The organism is Micrococcus lylae (assembly GCF_900163825.1).
In the GTDB taxonomy this organism is placed as follows: Bacteria; Actinomycetota; Actinomycetes; order Actinomycetales; family Micrococcaceae; genus Micrococcus; species Micrococcus lylae.
In genome coordinates this window covers 16,145-42,675 of record NZ_FUKP01000063.1, presented here as the reverse complement: position 1 = coordinate 42,675, position 26,531 = coordinate 16,145, and the positions used below count along the sequence as shown (strand labels likewise).

At 71.8% G+C, this 26,531-nt stretch carries 24 protein-coding genes; 9 read left to right on the top strand and 15 right to left on the bottom strand.

Annotated elements, in window-relative coordinates:
- Positions 1–89: 89 nt before the first annotated feature.
- The 3 genes from FM125_RS09115 to FM125_RS09105 all read left to right on the top strand — a co-directional run bounded on the left by FM125_RS09115 (position 90) and on the right by FM125_RS09105 (position 3,539).
- Complete coding sequence (locus FM125_RS09115) at positions 90–956, top strand: LysE/ArgO family amino acid transporter (protein ID WP_083315334.1); 867 nt, start codon at positions 90–92, stop codon at positions 954–956.
- A gap of 86 nt (positions 957–1,042) precedes the next feature.
- Positions 1,043–1,513 (top strand): NUDIX hydrolase, encoded by a 471-nt coding sequence (locus tag FM125_RS09110; protein ID WP_087134388.1) that lies wholly within the window; start codon positions 1,043–1,045, stop codon positions 1,511–1,513.
- A gap of 31 nt (positions 1,514–1,544) precedes the next feature.
- Positions 1,545–3,539, top strand: a complete 1,995-nt coding sequence (locus tag FM125_RS09105) for an ABC transporter ATP-binding protein (RefSeq protein ID WP_087134387.1) — start codon at positions 1,545–1,547, stop codon at positions 3,537–3,539.
- Positions 3,540–3,682: 143 nt separating this feature from the next.
- Here the strand turns inward: FM125_RS09105 and FM125_RS09100 are convergent, their stop codons facing one another.
- The 5 genes from FM125_RS09100 to FM125_RS09080 all read right to left on the bottom strand — a co-directional run bounded on the left by FM125_RS09100 (position 3,683) and on the right by FM125_RS09080 (position 8,944).
- Complete coding sequence (locus FM125_RS09100) at positions 3,683–4,651, bottom strand: bile acid:sodium symporter family protein (protein WP_087134386.1); 969 nt, start codon at positions 4,649–4,651, stop codon at positions 3,683–3,685.
- Between the two features lie 120 nt (positions 4,652–4,771).
- Positions 4,772–5,965 carry an ABC transporter permease gene (locus FM125_RS09095; RefSeq protein WP_087134385.1) on the bottom strand — a complete coding sequence of 398 codons (1,194 nt, stop codon included), beginning with the start codon at positions 5,963–5,965 and terminating at the stop codon, positions 4,772–4,774.
- Positions 5,962–6,846 carry an ABC transporter ATP-binding protein gene (locus FM125_RS09090; RefSeq protein ID WP_087134384.1) on the bottom strand — a complete coding sequence of 295 codons (885 nt, stop codon included), beginning with the start codon at positions 6,844–6,846 and terminating at the stop codon, positions 5,962–5,964. The genes FM125_RS09095 and FM125_RS09090 overlap by 4 nt, the downstream gene beginning before the upstream one ends.
- Before the next feature lie 148 nt (positions 6,847–6,994).
- Positions 6,995–7,750 (bottom strand): response regulator, encoded by a 756-nt coding sequence (locus FM125_RS09085; RefSeq protein WP_087134383.1) that lies wholly within the window; start codon positions 7,748–7,750, stop codon positions 6,995–6,997.
- 9 nt (positions 7,751–7,759) lie between these two features.
- Positions 7,760–8,944 carry a sensor histidine kinase gene (locus FM125_RS09080; RefSeq protein WP_180525473.1) on the bottom strand — a complete coding sequence of 395 codons (1,185 nt, stop codon included), beginning with the start codon at positions 8,942–8,944 and terminating at the stop codon, positions 7,760–7,762.
- A 156-nt stretch (positions 8,945–9,100) separates the two neighbouring features.
- Here FM125_RS09080 and FM125_RS09075 point away from each other — a divergent pair, with 156 nt between their 5' ends.
- Entirely contained in the window at positions 9,101–10,312 is a 1,212-nt protein-coding gene (locus FM125_RS09075; protein ID WP_245829935.1) for a hypothetical protein, read from the top strand.
- A gap of 84 nt (positions 10,313–10,396) precedes the next feature.
- Here the strand turns inward: FM125_RS09075 and FM125_RS09070 are convergent, their stop codons facing one another.
- Both FM125_RS09070 and FM125_RS09065 read right to left on the bottom strand, forming a co-directional pair.
- Positions 10,397–13,018, bottom strand: coding sequence for an ABC transporter permease (locus FM125_RS09070; protein WP_087134380.1), 2,622 nt, complete (start codon positions 13,016–13,018; stop codon positions 10,397–10,399).
- Between the two features lie 13 nt (positions 13,019–13,031).
- Positions 13,032–13,796, bottom strand: a complete 765-nt coding sequence (locus FM125_RS09065; RefSeq protein WP_180525470.1) for an ABC transporter ATP-binding protein — start codon at positions 13,794–13,796, stop codon at positions 13,032–13,034.
- A 135-nt stretch (positions 13,797–13,931) separates the two neighbouring features.
- Here FM125_RS09065 and FM125_RS09060 point away from each other — a divergent pair, with 135 nt between their 5' ends.
- Positions 13,932–14,531, top strand: a complete 600-nt coding sequence (locus tag FM125_RS09060) for a TetR/AcrR family transcriptional regulator (RefSeq protein WP_087134378.1) — start codon at positions 13,932–13,934, stop codon at positions 14,529–14,531.
- On the opposite strand, the gene FM125_RS09055 is transcribed toward FM125_RS09060, so the two are convergent.
- From FM125_RS09055 to FM125_RS09020, 8 genes are all read right to left on the bottom strand, one after another.
- A complete protein-coding gene (locus tag FM125_RS09055) occupies positions 14,501–14,752 on the bottom strand; it encodes a hypothetical protein (protein WP_087134377.1) in 252 nt (83 codons plus the stop codon). The genes FM125_RS09060 and FM125_RS09055 overlap by 31 nt on opposite strands.
- A gap of 205 nt (positions 14,753–14,957) precedes the next feature.
- Complete coding sequence (locus tag FM125_RS09050) at positions 14,958–15,674, bottom strand: response regulator (protein WP_070639428.1); 717 nt, start codon at positions 15,672–15,674, stop codon at positions 14,958–14,960.
- 13 nt (positions 15,675–15,687) lie between these two features.
- The gene (locus FM125_RS09045; protein WP_067190421.1) at positions 15,688–16,455 is read right to left on the bottom strand and encodes a hypothetical protein; all 768 of its coding nucleotides are present in this window, start codon (positions 16,453–16,455) and stop codon (positions 15,688–15,690) included.
- Positions 16,456–16,504: 49 nt separating this feature from the next.
- On the bottom strand, positions 16,505–17,893 hold the full coding sequence (locus FM125_RS09040; RefSeq protein ID WP_143745322.1) for a hypothetical protein: 1,389 nt from the start codon (positions 17,891–17,893) through the stop codon (positions 16,505–16,507).
- Positions 17,859–18,512, bottom strand: a complete 654-nt coding sequence (locus FM125_RS09035) for a hypothetical protein (protein WP_087134374.1) — start codon at positions 18,510–18,512, stop codon at positions 17,859–17,861. Before FM125_RS09035 ends, FM125_RS09040 begins: the two co-directional genes overlap by 35 nt.
- Positions 18,509–18,856 (bottom strand): hypothetical protein, encoded by a 348-nt coding sequence (locus tag FM125_RS09030; protein ID WP_087134373.1) that lies wholly within the window; start codon positions 18,854–18,856, stop codon positions 18,509–18,511. Before FM125_RS09030 ends, FM125_RS09035 begins: the two co-directional genes overlap by 4 nt.
- A gap of 129 nt (positions 18,857–18,985) precedes the next feature.
- Positions 18,986–20,428, bottom strand: coding sequence for a sensor histidine kinase (locus FM125_RS09025; RefSeq protein WP_087134372.1), 1,443 nt, complete (start codon positions 20,426–20,428; stop codon positions 18,986–18,988).
- 218 nt (positions 20,429–20,646) lie between these two features.
- Positions 20,647–21,915, bottom strand: coding sequence for an NAD(P)H-dependent flavin oxidoreductase (locus FM125_RS09020; RefSeq protein ID WP_087134371.1), 1,269 nt, complete (start codon positions 21,913–21,915; stop codon positions 20,647–20,649).
- Between the two features lie 132 nt (positions 21,916–22,047).
- On the opposite strand from FM125_RS09020, the gene FM125_RS09015 reads away from it, so the two are divergent.
- From FM125_RS09015 to FM125_RS09000, 4 genes are all read left to right on the top strand, one after another.
- Positions 22,048–22,470 carry a helix-turn-helix domain-containing protein gene (locus tag FM125_RS09015; RefSeq protein ID WP_067190413.1) on the top strand — a complete coding sequence of 141 codons (423 nt, stop codon included), beginning with the start codon at positions 22,048–22,050 and terminating at the stop codon, positions 22,468–22,470.
- A 290-nt stretch (positions 22,471–22,760) separates the two neighbouring features.
- Positions 22,761–24,323, top strand: coding sequence for an L-lactate permease (locus FM125_RS09010; RefSeq protein ID WP_087134370.1), 1,563 nt, complete (start codon positions 22,761–22,763; stop codon positions 24,321–24,323).
- A gap of 111 nt (positions 24,324–24,434) precedes the next feature.
- Complete coding sequence (locus FM125_RS09005) at positions 24,435–25,106, top strand: response regulator (protein WP_070639420.1); 672 nt, start codon at positions 24,435–24,437, stop codon at positions 25,104–25,106.
- Positions 25,107–25,147: 41 nt separating this feature from the next.
- A complete protein-coding gene (locus tag FM125_RS09000; protein WP_180525467.1) occupies positions 25,148–26,464 on the top strand; it encodes a sensor histidine kinase in 1,317 nt (438 codons plus the stop codon).
- The last annotated feature ends 67 nt before the right edge of the window (positions 26,465–26,531 follow it).

Sequence of the window (26,531 nt, the reverse complement as noted above, 5' to 3'; positions counted from 1 at the left end):
ACAGCCTACGCCAAGGTCTGAAGGACAGCTTCAGAACCTGAAGGATTCTGCGCTGGAGGCGGTTGCCGAGGCGCTCCTACTCTCTTCCCGTGACCATCTTCGCCACCGGGTTCCTGACCAACCTCGCCCTCGTCGTCGCCGTGGGCGCGCAGACTCTGTTCCTGCTGCGCCAGGTCGTCCGACGAGACCGCGTGCTGCTCTCGCTCGGCATCTGCCTGGCCGGTGACATGATCCTGCTCGCCGCCGGAGTCGCCGGCGTGGGAGTCGTCGCCGACGCTGTGCCGTGGCTCATCCCCGCGATGACCGTGGCCGGCATCGCCTACCTGCTCTGGTTCGCCTTCGCCTCCCTGAGGTCGGCCTGGAAGGGACAGACCACCCTCGCCTCCGCGGCCGCCGAGGCCCAGCAGAACGACCCGGAGCACGCGCCCTCCCTCACCGATGTGGTCACCCTGACGGGCCAGCTGCCGGTCATCGACAGCGAGATGCTCGCCGCCCACCGCTCCGGACACCTCACCGAGGACGGCACCGTCCACCGGGCCCCGCGCTCCGGTGAGCCGGCCGAGCCCGCCCGCCCGTCCGTCGTCGTCAAGCCCTCCGGCAGCGGCTCGGTGGCCGTGCAGGCCACGCCGAAGGTCCGGACGGTCGCCCTCGACACCCCGCAGACCCCGCTGGGCAAGGCGATCATGCTCGCCCTGTCCGTGTCCCTGCTGAACCCGCACGCGATCCTGGACATGGTCGTCATGCTCGGCACCGTCTCCCAGGCCTACGGAGACGGCCGCTGGCTGTTCGCCGGCGGTGCCATCCTCGCCTCCACGCTGTGGATCGTCCTGTTGGGCTGGGGCGGCACCAAGATCGCCCCGTTCATGAACTCGCCGAAGATGTGGCGGATCGTGGACTCCGTGGTGGGCGTGCTGATGATCGGCATCGCGGTGAAGATCACCTTCACCCTGTTCTGATCCCCGCGGGTGTTGAATGGACCCCCGCTGCCCGGTCCTCGTCCCACTTCTACGTTTCTGATCCCCGCGGGTGTTGAATGGACGGCATGCCCGCCGCTGACGTGAACGACACCCAGGACCCCGCCGGACCGGACGTGCAGACGATCCGCGTCTCCGCCGTGGTGCTCCTGCGCCCGGACGGCCGTGCCCTCTCCGTGCGCAAGGACGGCACCCGGATGTACATGTTCCCCGGCGGCAAGCCCGAGCCGGGCGAGACGCCCCTGGACACCGCCGTGCGCGAGGTGGCCGAGGAGACCGGCATCCGCCTGCGCCCGGACGAACTGACCTGCCTGGGCGTCCACGAAGCGGCCGCCGCCAACGAGGCCGGCTTCCGCGTGGTGGGCGACGTCTTCGCCCTCGCCCGCCCGCTCGCCGAGCACGAGGTCCCGGTGAAGGCCGCCGAGATCGCGGACCTGACCTGGCTCGATCCCGCCGCCCTGGTGGCTCCGGACGGCCACGGCCTGGCCCCGCTGCTGCAGTCCGTGCTGCGCGGCATCGCGGAGGACCCGCTGTTCTGAGCGGTCGTCCTGCCGGCACTACGCTGGCCCGGTGACCTCCCTCCTGCGCATCCTCCGCTTCGCCCCGCAGCTGCGTCCGCTCTACCTGGGGGTCGCGGTGTCCGCGGTGCTCATGGCGGTGCTGTCCCTGGCCACCCCGTTCCTGATCGGCGCGGCCACGGACGAGATCGTGGACGCCGTCACCGGCCGGGCCACGGTGGAGGAGACCCTGCCGGCGGTCGCCTGGCTGGCCGCGGCGTTCTTCGCGGTGGAGGTCCTCACCACGGCCGTGATCAGCGTGGGCGGCTACTGGGGCGACGTCATGGCCGCCCGCATGCGCACCATCCTCTCCACCCGCTACTTCGAGCACCTGCTGCACCTGCCGCAGAAGTACTTCGACACCGCCATCACCGGCCGCGTCACCAGCCGCCTGAACCGCTCCATCACGGAGCTGACGCAGTTCCTGAACTTCTTCGCGAACAACGCGTTCACCATGCTCATCACCACCGCGGCGGTGCTGGCGATCTCCGCGTTCTACTGGTGGCCGCTGGCCGTGCTGCTGGCGATCGTCTTCCCGGTCTACATGTGGCTGACCGCCAAGACCTCCAAGAAGTGGCAGGTCTGGGAGGGCGAGAAGAACACGGAGATCGACATCGCCTCCGGCCGCTTCGCCGAGGTCGTCTCCCAGATGCCCGTGGTGCGCTCCTACAACCGCCAGGGCACGGAACTCGCCGGCTTCACGGAGCGCTTCCGGGCGACCGTCGGCATCACGCGCAAGCAGTCGAACTGGTGGCACTCCATGGACGCCGCCCGCCGCCTGGCACTCAACCTGGTGTTCGGCGTGCTCTACCTGCTGGTGTTCCTGCGCACCGCACAGGGCCACTTCTCCGTCGGAGACATGGTCGTCCTCATCCAGCTGATGACCATGGCACGCCAGCCGATCATGAACATGTCCTACCTCGTCGACTCCGCCCAGCGCGCCGTCGCCGGCTCCAAGGACTACTTCGACGTCCTCGCGGAGGAGCGGGAGGACGGCCGGGACGGCACGGCTGTCCGTGCGGACGGCGAGGGGCACGACGAGGGCCCGGTCGCCTCCTCCGGTGAGGCGTCCGTCGTCGGGGGCTCGGCCGGGGAGAAGGCGGAGGCGCAGCCGGAGGCCGGACGGATCCAGGTGGCCGAGCGGCCCGCCGCCGAGGGCGGGGCGGGCGACGCCGAGGACCCCGGCGCCGGGCCGCTGCGGGATCTCGCCGAGAGGGCCGGGCAGGACGTGCCGGCGGTGCGGTTCGCGGACGTGCACTTCTCCTACGACGGCTCCGCCGAGCGCGACGTGCTCGCCGGGGTCGACTTCGAGGTGCGGCAGGGCGAGAAGGTGGCGCTGGTCGGCGAGTCCGGCGGTGGCAAGTCCACCATCACCCACCTGCTCATGGGCCTGTACCCGGTGCGGTCCGGGCGGATCGAGGTGTTCGGGCAGGGCGTGGACGAGCTCGGACTGCCCGCGCTGCGCGGCGGGATCGCGGCGGTTTTCCAGGAGCCGAGCCTGTTCTCCGGCACCGTCCGGGAGAACATCGCCTACGCAGACCCGGTGGCGGGCGACGCGCGGGTGCGGGCTGCGGCGAAGGCCGCGTTCGCGGAGGGGTTCGTGGAGCGGTTCCCGGACGGCTACGAGCAGCTGATCGGCGAGCGCGGGCTCCGGCTGTCCGGCGGCCAGCGGCAGCGCATCGCCGTGGCCCGCGCGGTGCTCAAGGACGCGCCCATCCTGATCCTGGACGAGGCGACGTCCTCCCTGGACACGAAGTCCGAGCGCCTCGTGCAGGCCGCCCTGGACGAGCTGATGGTCGGCCGGTCCAGCCTGATCGTCGCCCACCGGCTGTCCACCATCGCCTCCGTGGACCGGATCGTCACCCTCCGGGGCGGCCACGTGGACGAGGTCGGCACCCCGGCCGAGCTCGCCGAGTCCGGCGGCATCTACTCCCAGCTGCTGCAGCTCCAGCAGGCCGGCACCAAGCAGGCGAGGAAGCTGCTCAAGGGGTTCGGCATCTCCGGCTGACAGGGTCCTCGGACGGCGGAGCCCGGCGGGCGGACGCGGAGTTCTCCTCCGGGGCCGGCGCCGTGCACGAGGCGAGGCAGAGGGCCAGGGCGAGTGCCGTCGTCGTGAGGGCGGCACCGGCGCGGCGGTCGGTGGGGGAGCGCTCAGTCCTCCTGCACCGGCCGGTCCGAGCGGCGGAACACCATGGCCAGCAGGGCGCCGGAGAGGTTGTGCCAGATGGAGAACACGGCGGCCGGCAGGGCGGCGGCGGGGGAGAGGTACTGGGCGGCCAGGCCGGCGGCGAGGCCGGAGTTCTGCATGCCGACCTCGATGGACACCGTGCGGGCCGAGGGGCGCGGCAGGCCGCAGAGGTGGGCGCCGGCGTAGCCCAGTGCGTAGCCGAGGCCGTTGTGCAGGACCACCGCGAGCAGCACCAGGAAGCCGGCGGAGAGCACCGTCTCGGCCGAGTTGCCCACCACCGCGGCGGCCACCAGGGAGATGAAGAGGACCGAGATCCACGGCAGCGCCGGCAGGACGATCTCCACTGCGCGGCGCAGCAGCATGCGGACGACCAGTCCGCCGAGCACGGGCAGCAGCACGATGTTCACGATCGACATCGCCATGGCGCCGGCGTCCACGTCCATGTACTGGCCGGCCAGCCACAGGGTGAGCAGCGGGGTCAGCAGGGGCGCCAGGAGCGTGGAGACGGAGGTCATGGTCACCGAGAGTGCGGTGTCCGCGCGGGACAGGTAGGCGACCACGTTCGAGGCGGTGCCGCCCGGGGCCGAGCCCACGAGGATCACGCCCGCCGCCAGTTCCGGCGGCAGCTCCAGGATCAGGGCCACGCCCAGGCCCAGCAGCGGCATGATCGCGTACTGCGCCACCACGCCGAGCAGGATCGGCAGCGGGCGCTTGAAGACCAGGGCGAAATCCGGCCAGGTCAGGGTCAGGCCCATGCCGAACATGATGATCCCCAGGAACAGGTTGACCTGCGGGATCAGCTGCTTGGTGGCCTCCGGTGCCAGGAAGCCGATCACGGCGGCAGCCAGCACGAGCAGGGGGAAGACGCTGACCGCGAGCCGGGCCGAGCGGTCCTCCGCGGCTCGCGAGCGGGTGGCGGTGGCGGTGCTCATGCAGACCACTGTAGGTCCGGGCCGCGCCTCCGGCCGTGCGCGCGGATCGACGGTTCGTCACCGGATCGCGGAGAATCTCTGCGATCCGGTGACGAACCGTCGATTATCAGCGCCGGGGGATCAGTCCTTCTTCGCGCGCAGCGCCTCGGACCACTTCAGGGCCTTGCCGGTGCGCAGGATGGAGCGCTCGTAGATCTTCGCCGCGAACCAGATCGCCAGGGCGGTGGCCGCGATCAGGATGCCGAGGGAGAGCAGGTGCTCCCATATCTCGCCCTGGTCCATGAACACGCGCAGCGGCGTGGCCACCGGGGCGGAGAACGGGATCAGGGCCATGATCCGCAGGGCCTCGGGGTTGTCGTTGAAGAAGATCACCGCGAAGTACGGGAGCATGATCAGCATCATCACGGGCATCGAGGTGGAGCCGATGTCCTCCTGGCGGGAGACCAGGGAGGCGGCCGCCGCGTACAGCGAGGCGATCATCACGAACCCGATCGTGAACAGCAGCACGAACCACAGGATCGGGGCGCCCAGGCCGTCGAGCGGCAGGACGGCGTCGTTGACCTGCATGCCCAGCAGGAGCACGCCGGCGATCAGCGCCACCTGGAACAGGGCCATCGCGGAGTTGCCGATCACCTTGCCGGCCATCATGGCCTTCGCTGGGATCGCCGCGAGCAGGATCTCCACCACGCGGGACTGCTTCTCCTCGATCACCGAGACCGCGATCTGCTGGCCGTAGGTGATGGCGATCATGAAGAACACGATCCCGAAGCCGAAGGCGATCAGATACTGCAGGCCCGGATTCGGGGCGTTAGGGTCCAGCAGCTCCACGGACGGGGAGACCGAGAGCGCCTCGACCAGGGCCGTCGGCGCCGAGTCCAGGCCCAGCACGGCGATGCCCGCCGGTCCGGCCTCGTCCGGGATGACCGCGGCCTCGACGTCGCCGGCGCGCACGGCCTCCTTCGCGGCGTCCACGGAGTCCACGGTCTGCGGGTCGTAGGCGTCGCCGAGGGCGCCCACCGCCTGCGAGGTTTCCGCGGTCACGGCCACCTTCTCGCCGGCGTCGTCGCCGCCGAAGAACTCGCCCAGGCGCGGGGCCACCAGCACGGCCAGCAGGAGCAGGCCGAGCATGATCGCGGTGGTCACGACGAACGCCTTGGACATCATCTTGACCTTCATCTCGCGGCCGGCCACGAGGCCGACGGCGGTCCAGAAGGGGGTGCGGCCGGCCTGCGTGCCGGCGCCCGAGGTGCCGGTTCCGCCTGCCGCGGGTCGGTCGTCGTGGGTGAGGATCTGGTTCTGGGTCGAGGCGTTCATCGGGTGACCTCCGTGAAGATCTCGTGCAGGGAGTGGCGGACGGTGCCGAAGCGGGTGACGGTGCCGCGGGCGCTCGCCTCGCGCAGCACCGCGTTGGCGGCCTCCGCGTCGTCGGCCCGGAAGCGGACGTGGCCGCCGTCGAAGCTGGTGACCTCCACGCCGGGCTGGGAACGGACCCAGCCGGTGTCCGTGCCGGCGATCAGCTCCCATTCGGTCTCGGCGTGCTGCTCGATGAGCTCCTGGCGGGTGCCGTTGGCCACCACGCGGCCGTCGGCGAGGATGACGAGCTCGTCGCAGAGCCGCTCCACCACGTCCAGCTGGTGGGAGGAGAACAGCACCGGGACGCCGGTGTCCGCGGTCTCGCGCAGCACCTGCAGGGTGGTGTCCACCGCGTGCGGGTCCAGGCCGGAGAACGGCTCGTCCAGCACCAGGGCGTTCGGTTCGTGCACCAGGGCGGCGGCCACCTGGGCGCGCTGCTGGTTGCCGAGGGAGAGCTCCTCGAGCTTGTCCTTGGCACGGTGGTTCAGGTCCAGGCGCTCGAGCAGGTCAGTGGCGCGGGCTTTGGCGGCCTTCGCGGAGGAGCCGTGCAGGCGGCCCAGGTAGACGAGCTGGTCGATCACCGGCATCTTCGGGTAGAGGCCGCGCTCCTCCGGCATGTAGCCGATGCCGGCGCGGTAGGCCGCCGTGATGGGGGAGCCGTCCACGAGGATCTCGCCAGAGTCGTGCGAGAGCACGCCCAGCAGGATGCGCATGGTGGTGGTCTTGCCGGCACCGTTGCCGCCCACGAAACCTGTCATCATGCCGGGCTTGATGTCGAAGGACAGGTCGTGGAGGACGTGGGTGCCGCCGTAGGACTTGTTGAGGTCTCTGACGCTGATCATGTCTGCCACGTTATGTGCCGCAGGCCACCCTACGGATCCGCCCGGCGGAGGAGATCCACGGCGTCGGCCTGCAGGGGCGGCCTCCTCCTGCCGGGGGAGGAGCCGGGCCAGGGCAGGGCGGCGCCCCGGCTGTGGGGGCGGCTCCGGGTCAGCCGGCGAGGCCGTGCTCGAACGCCCAGATCACCGCGTGCACACGGTCCCGGGCCTGCAGCTTCATCAGCACGTTGGAGACGTGGGTCTTCACGGTGGACTCGCCCACGAACAGCTCCTCGGCGATCTCCGCGTTGGACAGCCCGCGCGCCATCAGTCGCAGGATCTCCGTCTCCCGGGCGGTCAGCCCCGCCTTCCCGACGACGGCACTCGTCTCCGCCGTCGCCTCGCCGGGCTCGTCGGCCGGCTCCGGATCGGCCGGGACGGTGGCGGGGGCCGGGGGCTCGGCGTCCGCTCCCGAGCCGGCGGCGCCGGATCCCGCGCCCTGGGCGCCGGTGGCGAGGCGGCTCAGCACGCGGCGGGTGACCTGGGGGTCCAGCAGGGCGTCGCCGCGGCCGAGCACGCGGACGGCCTCGATCAGCTCCTCCGGTCCGGCGGACTTCAGCAGGAAGCCGGAGGCGCCGGCGGTGAGGGTGTCGAAGAGGAAGTCGTCCCGGTCGAAGGTCGTGAGGATGAGGATCGCGGCGCGGGCGCCGGACTCCGCAAGGGCCCGGGTGGCCTCGATGCCGTCCATCACCGGCATCTGCACGTCCATGCAGACCACGTCAGGGTCCAGCTCCGCGACCTTCTCGAGGGCCTCGCGGCCGTCGCCGGCCTCGCCGACCACCTCGAGGCCGTCCTCCGAGCCGAGGATCGCCGCGAAGCCGAGGCGGATCAGGGGCTGGTCGTCCACCAGCAGGACGCGGATGCTCATCGGGTCTCCTCAGCGGATGCGGCGGGTGCAGCGGGTGCGGCGGGTGCAGGGGTGACGGCCCCGACGGTCGGCACGGTGGCGCGCACCAGCCATCCTCCGGTGGGCTTGGGGCCGGCGTCCACCGTGCCGCCCACGGAGTCCATGCGCTCGCGCATGCCGCGCAGACCCAGGTGGGTGCCGGGGACCAGGGGCCGGCCCGATCCGTTCGAGGACCACCTGCTGCGTGCCCGTGGAGCGGGCCTTCTCAGCGAGCGTGTCGAGGTCGGACAGACGGGGCACCGAGGCGACGGCGCCGTCGTCGTCCCTGAGGGTGTGGACGAGGGACTGGAGCTCCCGCACCGCCTGGCGGGAGGAGTCCTCCACGCCCTTCAGGTGGCCGGCGGCGGCCTCCGGGTCCTTCGCCTGGAGCATGCGGGCGGCGCCGGCCTGCACGCCCATGGCGGTGACGTGGTGGGCCACCACGTCGTGCAGCTCGCGAGCGATGCGCACCCGCTCCAGGGACACCGCCTGCTCGGCCAGCTGCTCCTGCTGGGCGCGGATCTCCGCGTGGGCCCGCTCCAGCTCCTGCCGTTCCATCGCCTGCTGCCAGGCGCGGTCGCCGAACATCCACGCACCGGAGAAGTACGCGGCATCGATCGTCCACTGGATCAGCAGGAACGCGAAGTACGCGTTGACGCCGCGCTCGCCGGCCGTGCCCGAGGAGAAGCCGAGCACGGAGGCGATCAGCAGCCAGGACGCCATCGCCGCCACGATCGCCAGGCGGACCCAGAAGGCGCGGCGCCGGTCCGGGCACCAGGCGCCCACCGTGTAGAAGCTCATGAACAGCAGCACCTGGGAGGCGTACATCTCCACGCCCACCGACGAGGCCAGGGCGATGTAGGCGGCCGCGTAGAGCACGGCCACCGTCATGGGGGCGCGGCGGCGGAACCCCAGCAGCAGCGCGGCGGCGGCGCCGGTGGCAGCCACCACATGGACGGAGGACCGGTACACGGCGTCCATGCCGGCCCACTGGCCCAGGTAGGCCATCTCCACCGAGGCGATCGCCAGGACCGCCGCGATGATCATGTCCTTGCGCAGCCAGCGCTCCGGCAGGGTGCGGGTCGGGCGGTCGGGTGCCGGCGCGGCCGCCGGGGACGTGCTGTCCGCGGCGGAGGCGTCGTCCGGTCGCGGGGAGGCTGCGGTGGGGACGGACATGACCTCCACCCTAGGCAGGAGCCGGGCCGGGCACCTCCGCCTGCAGGGGGAGACGTCGCCTGGAAGGACAACGCCCAGCCAGAAGGAGCCCACAGTGCGTCTGCTCGGGAGTCCGCCGTCAGTGCGTGGACCTGCGGACCTGGGAGGATGGTCGCCGTGACCGAGCATCCTCAGCACCCCCTTCCCGACGACGGCCCCCGCCCCTCCGGCTCCCGGCCCGCCCCGTCCTCGCCCCGTCAGGCCGCCTCCGGCGGCTCCGCGGCGGCGGGCGGATCGGCGTCGCCCGGGGAGCGGCCGACCGTCGGGGATGGGCCGGCCGCCGGTACGGCGACGGGCACCTTGGTCAGCCTGGGCGTGCTCGTGGACCCGGCGATCCCGGACCTGGGCCTGGAGGTCCTGAAGGCCGACCTGCACGCCACCTACCCGGACCTGGAGTGGCAGGTCTCGGCACTCCCGCACCACCTGGATGACGAGGAAGGCGACTCCCTCGACCTGCTAGAGATCGTCCGCGACCGGATGCTGGACGAGGGCTGGGACCTGGCGGTGGCGGTCCGCAACGAGCCACTGGAGCAGGGCAAGCACACGCTGCGCAGCCAGGTGTCCCCGGCGCACGCGGTGGGCGTGCTGGCACTGGAGCTCGTGGAGGAGCCGGTCGAGGCGGCGGTGGCCCGGGTGGTGGGCAAGATCCTCGGCCTGGACAACGACGAGGACGACGACGCCCCCACCGAGTCCGAGCGGCGCGCGGCGTCCCGGGCGGCCCGTCAGCTGGCCACGGACGTGGAGGACCGCGGCCGCGAGGTCCCCCTGCTCTACGCCTGGCGCGTGGGCGCGGCGAACCTGGGCCTGCTCTGGCAGACGATCCGCGCGAACCGCCCCTGGATGCTGGCGGCGACGCTCTCGAAGTCCCTGTCCGCCGCGCTCGCCGCGGGCCTGCTGACCCTGATGACCACGGACCTGTGGATGCTGTCCGCGGAGTACAGCGGCATCCAGATGGCGCTGGTCGGCAGCCTCGCAATCCTGTCCGTGACGATCTCGATGATCGTGGGCGCGAAGCTGTGGGAGAAGCCGCGCCGCAAGGGCGAGCGCGAGCAGGTGATGGTCTTCAACATCGCCACGGTCATCACGGTGCTGATCGGCGTCCTCGTCCTGCATGCCGCCCTGACGCTGCTCTCTCTGGCCGGCGCGCTGATGTTCGTGGACGACACGGTCTTCGAGGAGGTCACCGGGGACCCGGCCACGTTCTGGCAGTACTGCAAGCTCGCCTGGTTCATCGGCGGCCTGGCCACGATCGGCTCGGCCCTCGGCGCCGGCCTCGAGGACGACGACGACATCCGCGAGGCCATCTTCACCCGCGGCAGTGCCGGCTGACCCGGGCAGACACGGGCGAGGGGCCGTCGTCGGGAATTCCGCTTCCCGACGACGGCCCCTCGCCGTCCGCCGACCGTCCGCCCGTCAGACGGAGGCCAGTCCCTCGACCGGCGACATTCGCGTGGCCCGGCGGGACGGCATCACCGAGGCCAGCAGGCCGGCCAGTGCGGCGACGCCGACGATCAGCAGCAGCTCGAGCCACGGCACGGCCGGCGCCACCACGGAGCCGCGGCCGAGGTTGTCCATCAGCTCCCCGAGCAGCAGCTGCGAGCCGGCCCAGCCGTAGAGCACGCCGAGCGCGCAGCCCAGCGCCGCGGCCACGGCCGCGATCAGCACGGCCTCCAGGGCGATCATGGTGCGCAGCCCGCCCTTGGTCAGGCCGAGGGCGCGCAGCAGGGAGTTCTCGCGGGTCCGCTCGATCGCCGAGAGGCTCAGCGTATTCGCCACGCCGATCAGCGCGATCACCACGGAGACGGCCAGCAGGGCCACCACGATCCACAGCATGGTGTCGATGATCTGGGCGTACAGCGCGCGCATCGGGGCGCCGCCGGTCACCGAGCCCGGGTCCACGTCCGCGGCGCGGGCGACCTCCTGGGTGAGGTCCTGCAGGCCGGTGACCGGGACGTCGTCCGCGGTGGCGACCAGCAGGCGTGGGGCCATCGTGGCCTCGGCGCCGTCCGACGCCTCGCCGGTGACGGCCTTGCCGTCCCAGCCCAGGGCCGTCGCCTCGGTGTCGGTCATGTAGACCTCGGACTCGAGGCTGTTGGCGCCGACCGGGTGGAGGGTGGCCTCCTTGCCGGCGACCGTCACGGTGACGTCGTCCTCGACCCAGCTGGGCGCGAGCACGGTGCCCTCGTCTCCGAGGCGGGACATGCCGTCCCCGGGCAGGCCGGAGATCACCTGGCGCAGGCCGTCGGCGTCCACGGCGTAGGCGGGGGAGCCGTTCTCGGTGGTGCCCACCGGGGTGGCCACGGTGACGGCCTGGACGTCGGTGAGGTCCCCGACCCGCTTCGCCACGGCCTCGGCGTCCGCGTCCGCGGCGAGGGTGACGGAGAGGTCCACGGGGTACTCGGTGTCCAGGGCGGCGTCCGTGGACACCTGGGCGGTGCGACCGCCCACCAGGAACAGGGTCACCAGGGTGGTGCCGATCAGCAGGGCCGCGGCCGTGGAGGCCGTCCGGCTGCGGTGGCGGACCGCGTTGACGGCGGCCAGACGGCCGGGCACGCCGGCTGGGCGGGCCAGCAGGCCTGCGGCGGAGACCGCCGGCGGCACGAACACCGTGGCGAGCATCAGCATGCCGATGAAGGACAGCATGCCGCCGCCGATCGCGGGGACGGGCGACTGGCCGAAGGCGCCCCAGAGCATCAGGGCCGTGCCGCCGAAGAACAGGACCGCGCCGAGGACCGTGCGCACCGCGCCGCCGCGGGAGCGGACGGTGACCTCCGGGACCGGCTGCAGCGCCTGCAGCGGGGAGACCCGGGTGGCCGCGAAGGCCGGGGTCAGGGAGGCCAGCACGGCCACCAGCACGCCCACGCCCGCCGCGATCAGCAGGCGGACGGGGTCCGCGCCGAAGGTCAGGGTCGAAAGGTTCAGCGGGCCGCGCAGCAGGGGGATCGCTACGGCGGCCAGGCCCACGGCCAGCAGCGTGCCCAGCACGGAGCCGATCAGGCCGACCAGGAGGCCTTCGAGCAGCACGGAGAGGCGGACCTGGCGCGTGGAGGCGCCGAGGGTGCGCAGCAGGGCCAGCTCACGGGTGCGCTGGGCCACCAGCACCTGGAACGTGTTGGCGATGACCAGGGCGGTCACCAGCAGGGCCAGGGCCGCGAAGCCGCCGAGCACCCAGGCGAACACGTCCGTGCCGCCGGAGCTGTCCGCCAGCTGGGCGCGTACGGCCTCGTCCGGGGTGGAGACGGTGGCGTCGACCTTCTGCCCGTCCAGCAGGGACTGCAGGCGCTGCTGGACGGCGCCGGCGTCCGCGCCGTCGTCGAGGCGGAACAGCACGGCGGAGGCCGACGGATCAGGGGAGGTCCCCTCGGCGTCCGTGTGGCGCACCTCCTCCACCAGGGACTGCGGGCCCCAGGTCTGCGGCAGGGCGGACAGGCGCGGGTCGGCCGAGGGCTCGGCCAGGCCCACCACGGTGACCTGCACGGACTGCGACTCCGGCCCGCCGGACTCCACGGAGAACTCGGAGCCGAGCGTCAGACCGAGGCGGTCCGCCGTGGTGGTGTCCACCACCACCTGGCGCGTGCCGGCCTCCGGGGTGCGGCCCTCGGCCAGAGTCATGCCGGCCAGGTCGACCTGCTCGGGCAGCGGGGACAGGGCGGAGAACTCCCCGCCGTCCGGCGCGACGGAGCCGGAGTCGTCGGTCTTCGGGGTGTCGGAGACCTGCACGTAGTCGGTCTCGGCGGCGTAGGCCTCGGCCACGCCGTCGACCTTCGCGAGCTCGCCGGGCTTCGCGGCGGTGCCGGTGAGGCGGGAGAGCGCGACGTCCGGAGAGTCCTGATGGGAGACGCCGGTGCCGCCGGGGACGGCCACCAGGTCCGCGTTGGCGTAGGTGGCGCCGAGGCTGGAGCGCAGGGTGGCCTGCGCGGAGGAGGAGACCACGAAGGACGCGGCCAGGAACAGGGTGCCGATCAGGATGGCCAGCACCACGGACACGTAGCGCCGCGGGTGGGTCCGCAGCTGGGAGAGTGCGATCTTCAGCATCGGGGGCACCTCGTCACTGCAGCTGGGCCAGGGCGGCGGCCACGGCATCCGGGGTCGGCTCGAGCAGCTCGCCGGCGAGGCGGCCGTCGGCCAGCAGGACCACGCGGTCCGCAGAGGAGGCGGCCACGGGGTCGTGGGTGACCATGATGACGGTCTGTCCCATCTGCCTCACGGAACGCCGGAGCAGGGCGAGGACCTCGGTGCCGGTGGCGGTGTCCAGGTTGCCGGTCGGCTCGTCGCCGAACACCACGTCCGGGCGGGTGAGCAGGGCACGGGCCACGGCCACGCGCTGCTGCTGGCCGCCGGAGAGCTCGGAGGGGCGGTGCTTGAGCCGTTCGGTGAGGCCGAGGGTGTCCACGATCTCCTCCATCCACGCCCGGTCCGGGGAGGTCCCGGCGAGCTCGAGCGGAAGCAGGATGTTCTGTTCCGCGGTGAGGGTGGGGACGAGGTTGAAGGCCTGGAACACGAAGCCCACCCGGTCGCGGCGCAGGCGGGTGAGCTGGCCGTCGTCGAGGCCGGTGATCACGGTGTCCCCGAGGGCGATGGTGCCGGAGGTCGGCACGTCCAGGCCGGCGAGGCAGTGCATGAGGGTGGACTTGCCGGACCCGGAGGGGCCCATGATGGCGGTGAACTGGCCGGCGGCGAACTCGACGTCCACACCGCGCAGGGCGTGGACCTCGGTGTCTCCGCGGCCGTAGGTCTTGGTCAGGCCGTGTGCCGAGACGGCGGGGCGGGCGGGTGCGTCGGCGGGTCGGGGGAGGGTGCTTGAGTGGCTCATGGTGTCCACTGTGGCGCCCCGGCCCCGGTGGGTGGATCCCCCGTGGGGAGGCATTCCGGACCGGTTCGGGTCATCCGCTGGGATGACCCCGCAGGGAACCGGGGCAGGAGCGCGGAGTCTGGGAGAATCGTGGGCATGAGATCCGATGCCCGCGCGAACCGTCAGGACCTGTTGGAGGCGGCCGAAGCGCTGTTGAACGTGCACGGCCCCACGGTGTCCCTGCGTGCGGTGGCCCAGGAGGCCGGACTGGGCGTGGGCACCCTGTACCGGCACTTCCACACCCGCCGGCACCTGTTGACGGCGCTGCTGGGGCGGATCATCGAGCGGGTGGACGCGATCGTGGCGGACTACCTGGAGGAGTCGGGGCGTCCCGACGACGGCCCGGTCGCCTCGGACCCCGACCGCGCCACGGCGCGGTGGCACCGCTTCGCCACCGAGCTGGTGAAGGTGAACCTGTCGGTGGCGGCCGCCTCCCTGGACTCGCTGAACTGCAAGGACCTTCCCAGCGAGGAGATGATCGAGGCCGCCGAGCGGACCCTGACACAGCGCATGGAGGACGCCCTGGCGCGCGCCCGCGCGGACCGGCAGGTCTCCGAGGACCTCACGGGGGAGCGGTTCTTCCTCGGCCTGCTCACGGTGTCCCGGCCGCTGATGTCCCAGGAGCGCTGGCTGTTGCCGGGTCAGGAAGACTGGATGCTGCGGACCTACCTGCGCGGGCTGCGGCCGCCGGCCTGACGCGCATCGAGCCGGGCGGAGATGCGGGCGGTGACCGCCCCGACGCCCACGGCCAGCACGATGGCCACCACCATGCGCGCCGTGGCCGGCACCGGGACCACGAAGGTCAGCACCATCAAGGCGACCGCCGCCGCGACCAGACCGGTGAAGCACGCGATGGTGCCGTGGTCTGCCGCATCGGCCGGTGCCTGCGGTGCGGGCCGCTGCGCGGTGCTCCTCATGGGTCCTCCTTCGGTTCTGCCGGCGCGGTGCCGGTCTCTCGGCGTGGTGCCGGGCTCGTGCAGACCAGTCTGCTCCGCTGCGCCGGCAGCGCGGCACCCTCGTCAGGATGAACTCTGCGCGCCGGGGGTCGTTCTGAAGTAGGAAGCCGGGACGCGGCGAGGAGGCGGCGCCGGCTGCGGCTGACGGACGGGGCGGCCGCCGCGCTCAGGGGCGCACGAGCCCGGCGCGGTAGGCGCTGACCACGGCCTGTACGCGGTCCCGGGCCTGCAGCTTCGCGAGCACACGGCCCACGTGGGTCTTCACGGTGGCCTCGGAGAGCACCAGCTCCGCGGCGATCTCCATGTTGGACGCCCCCTGCGCCATGAGCACGAGAACCTCGCGCTCGCGCGGGGTGAGGGTCTCGATCGCCTGCCGCTCCACGGCCCCGTGCTCGTCCACCGCGTGCTCGGCCTGCAGCCGCGGTGCCATGTGCTCCAGCAGCCGGCGGGTGGTGGACGGAGCGATCACGGCGTCGCCCCGGTGCACGGTCCGGATCGCGGCGAGTAGTTCCTCCGGCGGCGCGTCTTTGAGCAGGAATCCGGAGGCGCCGGCCTGGATGGCGTCCAGGGCGTACTCGTCCAGGTCGAAGGTCGTCAGCACCACCACCCGTGGGGCGTCCGGCTTGGCCAGCAGCGCCTCGGTGGCCGCGATGCCGTCCATCTGCGGCATACGCACGTCCATGAGCACCACATCCGCCCGGGCGACGGCCGGCGAGCCCACGGCCTCCCGGCCGGTGGAGGCTTCGGCCACCACCTCCAGGTCCGGCTGCGAGCCGATGAGCATGGCCAGCCCGGAGCGGATCAGCTGCTGGTCGTCCACGAGAGCCACATGGATCGGTGGGAGGGGTGTTGGGGCGGCCATGGTCCCCTCTTTGCTGCTCATAGTGCCGAGTATCTCAGGGGCGTCGGACGGCGTCGTCGAGGAAGCCCTTGGTGGACGTCGGGGAGGGCGTGGGGGCGTCGGGGTCGTGGGGCTCTTCCGCGGTGACGCCTTCGGGTCCGGTGGGCGCCGGGGTCTGGGTGGACTCCGGCAGTGGGACTGGGCCCTGTTGCGCGTCGGGGACCTGGTGGGTGTCGACTCCGTCGCCGTCGGCGTGGACGATAGCCCGGCGGTCCAGGCGGGAGACGGTCATCAGGTGTCCCTTCGGCATCTCCAAGCACTGGCCGGTCGCGTGCAAGATTGTGCGCGGGCGTTCACCGTCGTCGCGATACGTGAGGGTCAAGGTGAGTTCGAGGTCGGGGTGGTAGCCCTGGTAGAAGGCGGGGCCGGCTCCGCTGCCCCAGTCTTCTTCGGGGCGGGTGATCCAGCCTTGTCTTTCGGCCTGGGTGCGGACGGAGGCGCCTACCTTGCGCGCGACCTCCTCGTCACGGACGTCCACCTCGACGATGCCCTTGATTCTGGTCAGTCGTGGCCGTTGGAGCGGGCCGGCGGTGAGCTGGCACGTCTCTTCGCGCAAGGTGTAGATCGTCTTGGCTCCCATGGAACGGGCCAGGTCGGGCAGGTCCTTCTCCACCGTCTGCAGCTGCCGGGCGGAGAACTTTTCATTCTCCTGCTCGGAGCGGTCCGCCTCAGGCGGGGGCCAGGGGGCCGGAGTCTGCGACGATGCCGGCGCGGACCCGTCGGTGTCGGCTGGAGTAGGCGGTTCTGTTGAGCTGCAGCCCATGGCGAGTCCTCCGATGAGTGTGATGCTGCCGATCCAGGCTAAGGGTTTCTCAGTGGAAAACGCGGTCATAGGGAACCTTTTTGAAGTCACTCTGGTTTTTGATGCCCTGGTCCTCGAGGGCATCGTGGAAGAGGCCGTTGTCCCCGGCGTAGAGGGTGACATCCTCGCCGTAGATGAAAGCAGTCGCATTCTTCACTGCGGTTGATTCTTTGGCGAGAACCGCATTGTGCCCCCAGGTCTCTTGGTCTTGGACTCGTCGTCCGTCCTCCATGAGTCCGGCCTCGAGTCGGACGGCACCCATCAATCGGTCAGGGTGCCCGCCGGTGAAGAGTCCACCGCCGTTGGCTCCTCCGCCCAGGTCCTGGGCGATGGCGATCTTGTCTGTACGAGACTGAATCATGGCACGGTGGGCGTGGGGGCTGGCTACATCCGCCGTGGAGGCAACGTCGTGGCCGGTCCCCGCCGGTGCCATGTAGAGGACCTTGTCCGCCGTCAGACCTTCTCGCTCCGCGGTGCCCTGCTTGGACGCGCCAGCCGAGTGCGCAACCCACGTCTGCGTCGCATTGACGGCCTCGCGGTCGATAGCACGGTCGAAGGCCGACTGGCTTGCCGCGTCCCGCTCCGCGAAGTCCGGGGTGGCGTTGTCCGAGATGAGGGAGCCGAAGGTGTCCTCTCCGGTGTGAGGATCCGTTTTCCCGGGGAACTGGCCATCCGCCCAGTAGATTTCCACCGTGTCTGGACGGCCCTGACCCATGGCGTTGACGACCTCGTTGTAGTTGCCGACGGAGCCCATATCGGTGTGGGTTCCCGGGGTGAACGCCACGACGTTTTTGGTCTCTGCGGAGAGTCTGCCGCGGATCGTGGAGATCTGCCCCTCACCCTCCAGCGAGGCGCTCAGCACGCGATATTCATCGCCCGTGGTTCGGCGGTCGTCTGCGTAACGGTCGCGGTCGTTCTGATACGCCCTCCACGCATCGTCGAGGCCATCCTTCTGAGCTTCGAGCCGGAGGCGTTCGGTGTGCCACTCACTTTTGTGCGATTGAAGCTTGTGGACGTTTCCGGGGCCGGGATACAGCTCCGACCACGAGGGCTCATGCTTATATGGTTCGAGCTGGTCTTCGACTTTATGTCGAAGACCAGCCACGGTGATCTCGTTGACGATTGCCCGCTCTTCGATGGAGACCCCGTTGAGATTGCCGAACACGTAGGGGTACGTCAGCAGCAGTCGTTGCCGGTCGGCCGCCAAGAGGGACTCCCAAGCGCCTGCCACCTCGTCAACGCCCTGTCGCAAGTGGTGGGGATCATGGGCTTCGATGGCCTGTTTCATCCGTGCCTCGGGCGAACCGGGAGCGGGGTGCTCGGGGAGGCGGTTGTCCACGAGTTTTTCGGCCAGGTCGGGATTCTCAGTGAGCCACCTGCGGAGCTGCGCTGCATTCATCGCGGCCAATTCCGCGGCGATCCACGCGGGATCCCGCGTTCGCATCGCGACGTCGACAGAATCGGCGAGTCCGGACCAGTTCAGACATTGGCGGAAGCCCCCCCCTGCCGGCAGGCAGGTCCGCGTTCTCTCCACCGGAGATGCCCTGCAGAGTGGCGGCGTAGTCCTGCTGGACTGCGGTCCAGTCGGTCTCCAGGACGATGACATCCTCGTTGTAGTCCGTGACCCTGGCCGTCACGGAGGAGATCTGCTCTGGATCGCCGGAGCTCAGTGCCGCGGTGCGTGCCAACTCGAGTGGGCCTGCCTGCAGAAGGAGGAAGGTGCGGCGCACCAGGAGCCCGTCCACGGCGTCGGCAAGTGTCGTGGTGGCGATTGCTGCATCCTTCAGGGCGGCATGCCATTCATCGAGCGGTGCCTCGAGGAGGTCCAGTCCTACCCAGACCTGTTCCTGCGTACCTTCGTGGTGATAGGAACTGTGCAAGCCCTTCCAGGAATCCTGTGCCTCCTCGAACCGTTCCTTCACGTGGCGGCTCTCGGTGTCCATGGCATCGGCACCGTTGCGGAGGGCGGAGGTCTCGACGTCGATCTCGGGCAGTGTGTGCAGCGGCGGGATGCTCATCGTCGCGCCCAGCTGTCGGTGATCGAGGCGGCTTCAGCAGTGCTGACGGTCTGCTCGGCCTTCGTGGACATGTCCTGATCCATCGAGATGAACGAGGCAGCTGCCCGCGAGACCTGGTCGATCTGGTGGTAGATCGTCTCCGCAGCAAAGGACCCCAATCGGTCGCGCGCGGCCCAGAACTCGGCGAAAGCCGCCTGCGCTGCAGCGGCCGTCCCGAAGGCCCCGGCCACGTCCTCACCGCCGTCGACGGCGGCGGCGGCTGCCTCGTCGAGGCTCCGCCCGGCCTCCACCGCACCCGTCAGGGTCTCATGGACGTCCCAAGGGACGATCTCCACCTTGAGCACGGCAAACTCCCCTCTGTCGTCTCAGCGGGACTTCCCGTGGGCCCCTCTGTCGTCGATGCCAGTTTTACACACTTCTCACGGTGTGCGCCGTCCTCGCGGTCATCTTCGTAGAGCGGCCAGACGCCGACGTCACTGCGCCTCGTAGGGCAGGCGCGCGGTGACCCGCCAGCCCACGCCGGTGGAGGGCGGGCCGGCCTCGAGGGTGCCGCCGAAGAGGCGGGCCCGTTCGGCCATGCCGCGCAGGCCGTTGCCTGTGCCGGCGGTGCCGGGCGAGGCGGCGGCGCCGTGGCCGTCGTCGTCCACGGTCAGCTCGAGCCCCTCGGCGGTCCAGGCCAGGGTGACGGCGGCGCGGGCGTCCGGTCCGCCGTGGCGCAGGGTGTTCGTCAGGGCCTCCTGCGCGATGCGGTAGGCGGCCAGCTCGCCGCCGGCCGGCAGCTCCCGGCGCCACTCGCCCGTGGTGCGCACGGCCACCTCCAGCCCGGACAGCCGCAAGGTCTCGGCCAGCTCGTCCAGGTCCGCCAGGGTCGGCTGGGGCCGCAGCAGCGCGCCCGTGCGGCGGCGTCCCGACGACGGCCCCTCACCCTGGCCGTCCGCGTCCGGGCCCGCCTCGGGGCCGCGGGAGGAGGGGCCCGGGAAGGCCCCGGCCGTGGCGAAGACATGCCGCGCAGCGCCTCGCGGTGAGGGGGACGAGGAGGTGCCGTCCGCGGCGGAGGTGCCGGCGGCGTCGTCGGGAAGGGAGGGGGCACGGAGGACCCCGAGGAGGGAGCGCATCTCCGCCAGGGCGGAACGGCCTGTGCCGGAGATGGTCTCCAGGGTCTGCACGGCCAGCTCGGGCTTCGTGGCGGCGGCGTAGCGGGCGCCGTCGGCCTGGGAGATCATCACCTGCAGCGAGTGGGAGACGATGTCATGCATCTCCCGGGCGATGCGGTTGCGCTCGTCCGCGGCGGCCAGCTCACGTTCCTGCTGGGCCTGCACCTCCAGCCGGTGGGCCCGGTCCTCCGTGGCGCGCACGGCGATCAGGCGTGTGCGGACCACGTCCCCGTAGGCCCAGGCCGCCAGGACCACGGCCGCACAGGGGATGCCCATGGCCAGGGCGACGAGCGGCGCCTCGCTGCCGGGCTGGACTCCACCGATCACCGTCATCCGGGAGAACCAGCCGGTTTTCACACCGCGGGCCACGGCGCCGGCCAGGGCGATGGCCAGGACGGTGAGGGAGCCGCGGCGGCTGAAGGTGGCGGCGGCGTGGTGCACGTACATGGGCACCACGATCAGGGAGAGGCTGAAGTCAGGGCCGATCAGCAGCATCACCAGACACAGGGCGACGGCGCAGCGGATCGCCGCCACCGGGGCACGGCGGCGGAACGCCCAGGTGCCCACGAGCGCGGCGTCCACGAGGGCATCGATCATCACGAGCGGGCTGGGGGGGTCCGGCACGCCGAACATGCCGCCGCCGGGCGCGAACATCAGGTAGGGCATGACCACCTGGAACACCAGCATCGTGCACGCCACGATCGCATCCGAGGCGAACGGGTGCTCGCGGTGGAATGCGTCGATGCGGCGCAGCGGGTTCATGGTGTCCAGCGTAGGAGCGACTGCGGGGCCGGCACGTCAGACCACGGTCTGATCCCACCCCCACTGCGCTTTCGTTCGCGAAACCGTCGAGTTCCGAAGCATTTTCGTTCGGGAGACCGTCGAGTTCTGGAGCGCTTTCGTTCGGGAAACCGTCGGAATACTGGCCCCTCGCCGGCAGAACGGGTCCGCCCGCGGTGACCGGCCCGTCCCCACCGTGCTCAGGGCGCGAGCGACCGCACCACCTCGGCGGCCGGGACCTGCCGTGCCTTCTGTGCGCCGGTGCCGGCCCAGAGGTGCACGGCGTCCAGGTCCATCGCCGCCGCGGCGGCCTTGCGCAGGGCGCCGGTGAGGACGTTGACCTCCGGGTAGGCCGCCGGTGCGTCCGCGAACTCGGCCATGAAGGGCACGGTCAGCCCGCGGGCCCACCGGCCGGTGAACGCCCGGGTCACTGTGGTGTCCGCCCACCCCGGAGCGCTTTCGTTCGGGAAAGAGTCGGGTTCTGGATCGCTTCCGTGCAGGAGACCGTCGCGTTCGGCCGCCCGGGCCAGCCCCGCCCGGTGCGCCGCCGACGTCCCCGCCTCCGGGGTGCGCAGGAACGCCGTGCCGGCCTGCACGGCATCCGCCCCGGCCTCCAGAGCCGCCCGTGCCTGGTCTGCCGCGGCGATCCCTCCGGCCGCGATGAGCGGCACCGACGGGCACGCCGCCCGAACCTCACGGACCACCTCCTCCAGGGGTGCGGTCCCCGGCTCGGCTGCCGGGTCGAGCGTGCCTCGGTGCCCGCCGGCGTCCGGCCCCTGCACCACCAGCAGCCGCGCCCCGTTCCCGACGGCGGCCCGCGCCTCCGCCTCGTCCGTCACCGTGACGCCGGGGGCCACTCCGGCGTCGACGAGCCGCGCGAAGACCTCCGGGCCGGGCAGACCGAAGGTGAAGGTCACCCACGGCCAGGCCTGCTCCTCGGCCAGCGCCAGGAACTGCTCGAACTGCGCCTGCTCCGACTCCGGGTCCGGGGTCGCCTCCTCCGCGGTGGGCACCGCAGCGCCGAGCCTCGCCGCCACCGGACGCAGCCGCTCGGCAAAGGCCGCCACCTCACGCCGCCGGGCCGCGGCGGCGCGCCCGTCCCGGGCGGGCACACGGGTGTTCACGGCGTCCGGGACGAAGAGGTTCACGCCGAGGCGGAGGTCGGCGCCGTCGTCGGGACGCATGTCAGGGGAGGAAGGGCCCGCCCCAGACCGCCCTGCTGACGACGGCTGCGCCGCCTGTCCGAGCAGCGCCCGCGCCTGTTCCACCTCGGCGCGGACGGCGTCCGGCGTCTTCATGCCGCCGGCGAGCATGCCGGAACCGCCGGCACGGATCACGGCCGCGACCAGCTCGGGCGTGGACGGCCCGCCGGCCATCGGTGCGGCCACCACCGGGACCGGCGCCGCGGCGAGGGCGGCCAGGGCGGGGAGACCGGAGTCCGGTGCAGGGAAAGTCTGAGGCTCGCGCATGCCGCCACGGTAGGCCGCCGTCGACAGCAGGGTCCAGGGACCGAGACGGAGAGCGGGACACCCGCGCCCGTGTTGCAGTTACAAGTGAAAACCCGTTAGGGTGGTGCGCCGACAGCAGGAAGGAGGTCTCGCATGACCGGCATGCTGACGCGAGACAACATCACCATTGACGACGTGGACGTCCAGCTGGCGGTGGAGACTCCTCGACCCCAAGGGGCCACTCTGGTCCTCCGTGGGCCGGACGGCAGCGAGATCGAACTTCCGGACCGCATCCAGAAGATGTTGCTGGGGACGCTCGCCGCCGTGGCCGAGACCGGTGAAGCGTCGGTCGGACGCGTCCCGGAAGAGCTGACCAGCACTGTTGCCGCGGAGATGTTGGGCGTATCTCGCCCGACCCTCATGAAGTGGGTCGGCGAAGGGCGCATCGCCAGCTTCAAGGTGGGGAGCCATACCCGTTTCAAGCGCGGTGACGTCTTCGCTCTGCGAGAGGAACGGGCAAAGGAGCGTCGTGCGGCGTTCACCGCTCTGCGTGAAAGCGACCAGGATTGGAGCTGAGGCGCGAACCTCCTGCAGGGGTGCGGTGCAGGCATCGCACCCCTCAGTGGTGAACACGGACCGCTGGGGATCACTGCCCCTCGTCAAGATCCAGTTCGACTACTGGTCGAAGAAGCCCGGGCACGCCCAGCTTGACGATGCACTTCGGAAGGCAGGATGCCCAGAATTCGCACAGAGGGTGCGGCAGACCCTCGGCAGACTGGCCTGACGTGGAAGCCGGCGCAGGTCTGCCTATTTCTCGTCGTCATCGTCGCCCGCATCCGCCCCGCAACCTTAGAGGAGGACCACCCATGCTCGCCCTGCTGGCCTGCCTGCCCGTCCTGCTCACGCTGATCCTGCTCACCCGCCCGCTGCCCGGCTGGGTGGCCCCTGCAGCCGGCACGGTCAGCGCGCTCGTCCTCGGCGCCACGGCCCTCGGCACACCCGCCGCCGAGCTCGCCGCCCCGTTCGCCCGCGGTTGGCCGATCCTCGTGGAGGTCCTGGCGATCATGGCCGGCGGCATCACCCTGGCCCGCGTCATGGAGCGCGGAGGCGGGCACGCGGCGCTCGGCCGATGGCTCTCCGGCGGCACCGGGCCCGGCCTGGCCACCGCGCTGATGATGGTCCACGGGGTGGTGCCGTTCCTGGAGTCCGTGACCGGCTTCGGTGTGGGCGTGATCGTGTGCCTTCCACTGCTGATCACCCTCGGCTTCACCCCGTTCCGCGCCGCGTGCCTGGCCCTGGTCGGCCTGTCCGTGAACCCGTGGGGCTCCATGGCGCCGGGGGCCCTGCTCGGTGCGCAGCTCACGGGCCTGGACTTCCGGCAGTTCGGCATGGCCACGGCGGTCTTCAACGTCATCCCCGCGGTGGCCGCAGGCGTGGTGACGGCGCTGATCGTGCGCGGCTCCCGCGCGGACCGTCACGACGACGGCCCCCTCCTTCCGCTGTCCGCCCTCCTGACGCGGTGGCTCCCCGTGGCGGTGGCCTCCACCCTGGTCTACGCGGGCCTGCTCCTCGGGGCGAACGCCCTGCTGGGCACCCCGCCTGCCGGCGCCACGGCCGGCCTGGTCATGGCGCTGGCCTGGCGGACCCTGCTCGGGCGGCGGTCTGCCCGCGCCGCGCGGAACGGCGCCTCCACCGCCGCGGGGCATCCGGGCGAGGACGGCGACGGAGGGGGAGAGACCGTCGTCGGGACGCCGGGGCTGCCGCTGCGCGAGCTGACTCCCTACCTGGTGCTGATGGCCGGCACGATCGCCGGCACCGCGGCGAAGGCCGCCCTCCCGCTGGGGGCGCTGGGGCCGTTCCTGCGCTCGCCGGCCACGTGGGCGCTGCTGGGCGCAGCGATCGGGGTTGCGGTGCTGCGCCTGGACGCGGACCGGCGACGGCTGGTGGGGCGGGAGACCGTGCGGCTGTGGGTGGCCACCGCCATCCCCACGGCCCTGTACATCGCCTTCGGCTATGCCCTGACCGGCGGCGGGCTCGCGGAGGAGATGGCCCGCGGGCTCGGCGCCCTGGGCGGGGTGTTCCTGTGGCTGTCCCCGTTCGTGGCGGGCCTGAGCGGCTACGTGACCGCGTCCACCACGGGCGCGAACGCGATGTTCGCGCCGCTGCAGGCGAGCACCGCGCACGCGATCGGCGTCTCGCCGCTGTGGCTGACGGCCATGCACTCCTCGGCGGCGAGCTGGGCGGTCATCACGTGCCCGGCGCGCATCGAGCTGGCCTCACGCCTGGCGGGCGCCGAGCACCGCGAGGGCACTCCGGGCCTGCTGCCGACGCGCCGGAACCTGGTGGCCGTGGCCGGGCCGACCGTGCTGATCACCCTGGCCGTCATGGCCGCCGCCACCGCGCTGCTGCTGCCGCTGGCCGCGGGGTGAACGGCTTGCGCCACAGAAGGGCGTCTGCACACCCCGGGCCGCTCCGGACCACGCCGACTCCCCACTTTCGTCGGTGCCGCACCCGCCCGCAGCCCACCTAGGCTGGAGCCCATGATCACGGTGATGGTGGTGGACGACCAGGAGCTCATGCGCACGGCCCTGGAGCACTTCGTCTCGCTCGCGGAGGACATGCGGACGGTGCCCGGCGCCGCGGACGGCAAGGCGGGCCTCGAGGCGGCCCGCACCCACCGCCCTGACGTGATCCTCATGGACATGCAGATGCCGGTGATGGACGGCGTGGCCGCCACCGAGGCCGTCACCGCCGAGCTGCCGGACACCAAGGTCCTGGCCATCACCACGTTCTCCTCCGAGCAGTACCTGGTCCCCGCCCTGCGCGCCGGCGCCGCCGGCTACCTGGTGAAGGACGCCCCGCCCACCGAGGTGGTGGACGCCGTCCGCAAGGCCCATGCCGGGGACGCCGTGTTCTCCGCCGGGGTGGCACGGGACCTCATCGACGCCGTCACCTCCGCCGGCCCGGAGGCCTCCGCCTCAGCAGACCCGGCCGAGCCGCTGCAGGACTTCGAGCGCCTCACCGCCCGCGAGCTGGACGTGGTCCGCGAGCTCGCCCACGGCTCCTCCAACGCGGAGATCGCCTCCGCCCTGTTCCTCGCCGAGGCCACCGTGAAGTCCCACCTGGGCCATGTGATGGAGAAGTGGGGTGTCCGGGACCGCGTGCAGGTCCTCATCCGCGCCGCCCGCGCCGGCCTGGTCGAGATCGGATGACCGCCCCACCCGCCCACAGCGGCACGTCCCGTCTCCTTCGCATGAGTGCGGATCCGGCCCCGGCGTCCCGGCTGCCCCACTGGCTGCAGGCCGAGCCGGTCCGCCGCTGGATCCGCATCACCGTCATCACGGTGTGCCTGCTGCTGATGGGCGTCGACCTGCTGACCACCGTCCTGGAAGAGGTCTGGGGCATCGGCATGGACAGCACTGACCTGGCGAAGGAACTCGAGGTCGACCCGGCCGATCTGGAGCCGGTGATCAGCCCCTACGCGGACATGGTCGTCAACTGGGCGCCGGCGCTGCTGACCATCCTGGTGATGCTCCAGCCGAGCGTCGGCGCCCTGATGACGCTGCTCTACATGGCGCTGTTCGTCGCACTGTCCACCCGGCTGGACAACAACCTCGTGGACGTCTTCGCCCCCATCGCCGGCGCCGTGTTCGTGGCTCCCGTGGTGGCCCGTTATTCTCGCCGGCGCTTCGCCGTGGGCATCGGCATCGCCTACCTGGCCCTGCTGGCGGTCGGCCTCGCGGTGTCCCCGTGGGACCCGGAGGGCGTGGACATGGTGATCCTCACCGGCCTCGCCGTCTGCACCACCGTCCCGGCGCTGATCATCCGCCGGGCTCGCCTGCGCGCCCGCGCACAGCAGGCCGCCCTCGAGACCGCGGCCCAGCGGGAGCGCGAGGCCGCCGAGGCGGAGCGCCAGCGCATCGCCGCGGAGCTGCATGACGTGGTGGCCCACGGCCTCACCATCATCTCCATGCAGGCCGCCATGCTGCAGACCACCGAGGACCCGGACCGCCGCCGCGGCTCGGAGCAGGCGATCGAGAGCGCCGCCCGCCAGTCCCTGGTGGACCTGCGCCGCATGCTCACCGCGCTGCGCGGCACGGACCGCAATGCGGCCACCGTGGGCGCGGACGGCGTCCAGGACCTCTGCGCGCGGATCGAGGAGTTCGCAGGCCGGCTCGAGGACGCCGGCTTCCGGGTGGAGCGGGACCTGCGTGACCTGGAGGACCTGCCGCCGTCCCTGGAGTTCACGGTGCTGCGCCTGGTCCAGGAGGCCACCACCAACATCCTCAAGCACGCCACCGCCGGCGGCCTGGTGGTGCTGCACTCCGCCCTGCACGACGGGCACCTGGACCTGGAGGTCTCCAGCCCGCTGGACCAGTCCGCCGAGTCCGGCGAGAGGACTGAGGGGGAGCCGGGGCGTCGCCCTCGCCGCTGCGTTCCCTCTGGCTTCGGCCTGGCCGGCATGCACGAGCGCGTCGCCGTCTTCGGCGGCCGTCTGACCGCCGGCCCGGACCTGGACTCCGAGCTCGGCCTCCGCTGGGTGGTCAGCGCGGAGCTGCCCACCCGCTGAGGCGAGTTCCCCCGGAAGGCGGGCGGCCGTCGTCGGGAAGCACCACCGGATTCCCGACGACGGCCCC

Coding starts and splice junctions, on each gene's coding strand:
- FM125_RS09110 (WP_087134388.1), top strand. CDS start 1,043: ATGCCCGCCGCTGACGTGAACGACACCCAGGACCCCGCCGGACCGGAC.
- FM125_RS09100 (WP_087134386.1), bottom strand. CDS start 4,651: ATGAGCACCGCCACCGCCACCCGCTCGCGAGCCGCGGAGGACCGCTCG.
- FM125_RS09095 (WP_087134385.1), bottom strand. CDS start 5,965: ATGAACGCCTCGACCCAGAACCAGATCCTCACCCACGACGACCGACCC.
- FM125_RS09090 (WP_087134384.1), bottom strand. CDS start 6,846: ATGATCAGCGTCAGAGACCTCAACAAGTCCTACGGCGGCACCCACGTC.
- FM125_RS09085 (WP_087134383.1), bottom strand. CDS start 7,750: ATGAGCATCCGCGTCCTGCTGGTGGACGACCAGCCCCTGATCCGCCTC.
- FM125_RS09080 (WP_180525473.1), bottom strand. CDS start 8,944: ATGTCCGTCCCCACCGCAGCCTCCCCGCGACCGGACGACGCCTCCGCC.
- FM125_RS09070 (WP_087134380.1), bottom strand. CDS start 13,018: ATGCTGAAGATCGCACTCTCCCAGCTGCGGACCCACCCGCGGCGCTAC.
- FM125_RS09065 (WP_180525470.1), bottom strand. CDS start 13,796: ATGAGCCACTCAAGCACCCTCCCCCGACCCGCCGACGCACCCGCCCGC.
- FM125_RS09060 (WP_087134378.1), top strand. CDS start 13,932: ATGAGATCCGATGCCCGCGCGAACCGTCAGGACCTGTTGGAGGCGGCC.
- FM125_RS09055 (WP_087134377.1), bottom strand. CDS start 14,752: ATGAGGAGCACCGCGCAGCGGCCCGCACCGCAGGCACCGGCCGATGCG.
- FM125_RS09050 (WP_070639428.1), bottom strand. CDS start 15,674: ATGAGCAGCAAAGAGGGGACCATGGCCGCCCCAACACCCCTCCCACCG.
- FM125_RS09045 (WP_067190421.1), bottom strand. CDS start 16,455: ATGGGCTGCAGCTCAACAGAACCGCCTACTCCAGCCGACACCGACGGG.
- FM125_RS09040 (WP_143745322.1), bottom strand. CDS start 17,893: ATGAATGCAGCGCAGCTCCGCAGGTGGCTCACTGAGAATCCCGACCTG.
- FM125_RS09035 (WP_087134374.1), bottom strand. CDS start 18,512: ATGAGCATCCCGCCGCTGCACACACTGCCCGAGATCGACGTCGAGACC.
- FM125_RS09025 (WP_087134372.1), bottom strand. CDS start 20,428: ATGAACCCGCTGCGCCGCATCGACGCATTCCACCGCGAGCACCCGTTC.
- FM125_RS09020 (WP_087134371.1), bottom strand. CDS start 21,915: ATGCGCGAGCCTCAGACTTTCCCTGCACCGGACTCCGGTCTCCCCGCC.
- FM125_RS09015 (WP_067190413.1), top strand. CDS start 22,048: ATGACCGGCATGCTGACGCGAGACAACATCACCATTGACGACGTGGAC.
- FM125_RS09010 (WP_087134370.1), top strand. CDS start 22,761: ATGCTCGCCCTGCTGGCCTGCCTGCCCGTCCTGCTCACGCTGATCCTG.
- FM125_RS09005 (WP_070639420.1), top strand. CDS start 24,435: ATGATCACGGTGATGGTGGTGGACGACCAGGAGCTCATGCGCACGGCC.
- FM125_RS09000 (WP_180525467.1), top strand. CDS start 25,148: ATGAGTGCGGATCCGGCCCCGGCGTCCCGGCTGCCCCACTGGCTGCAG.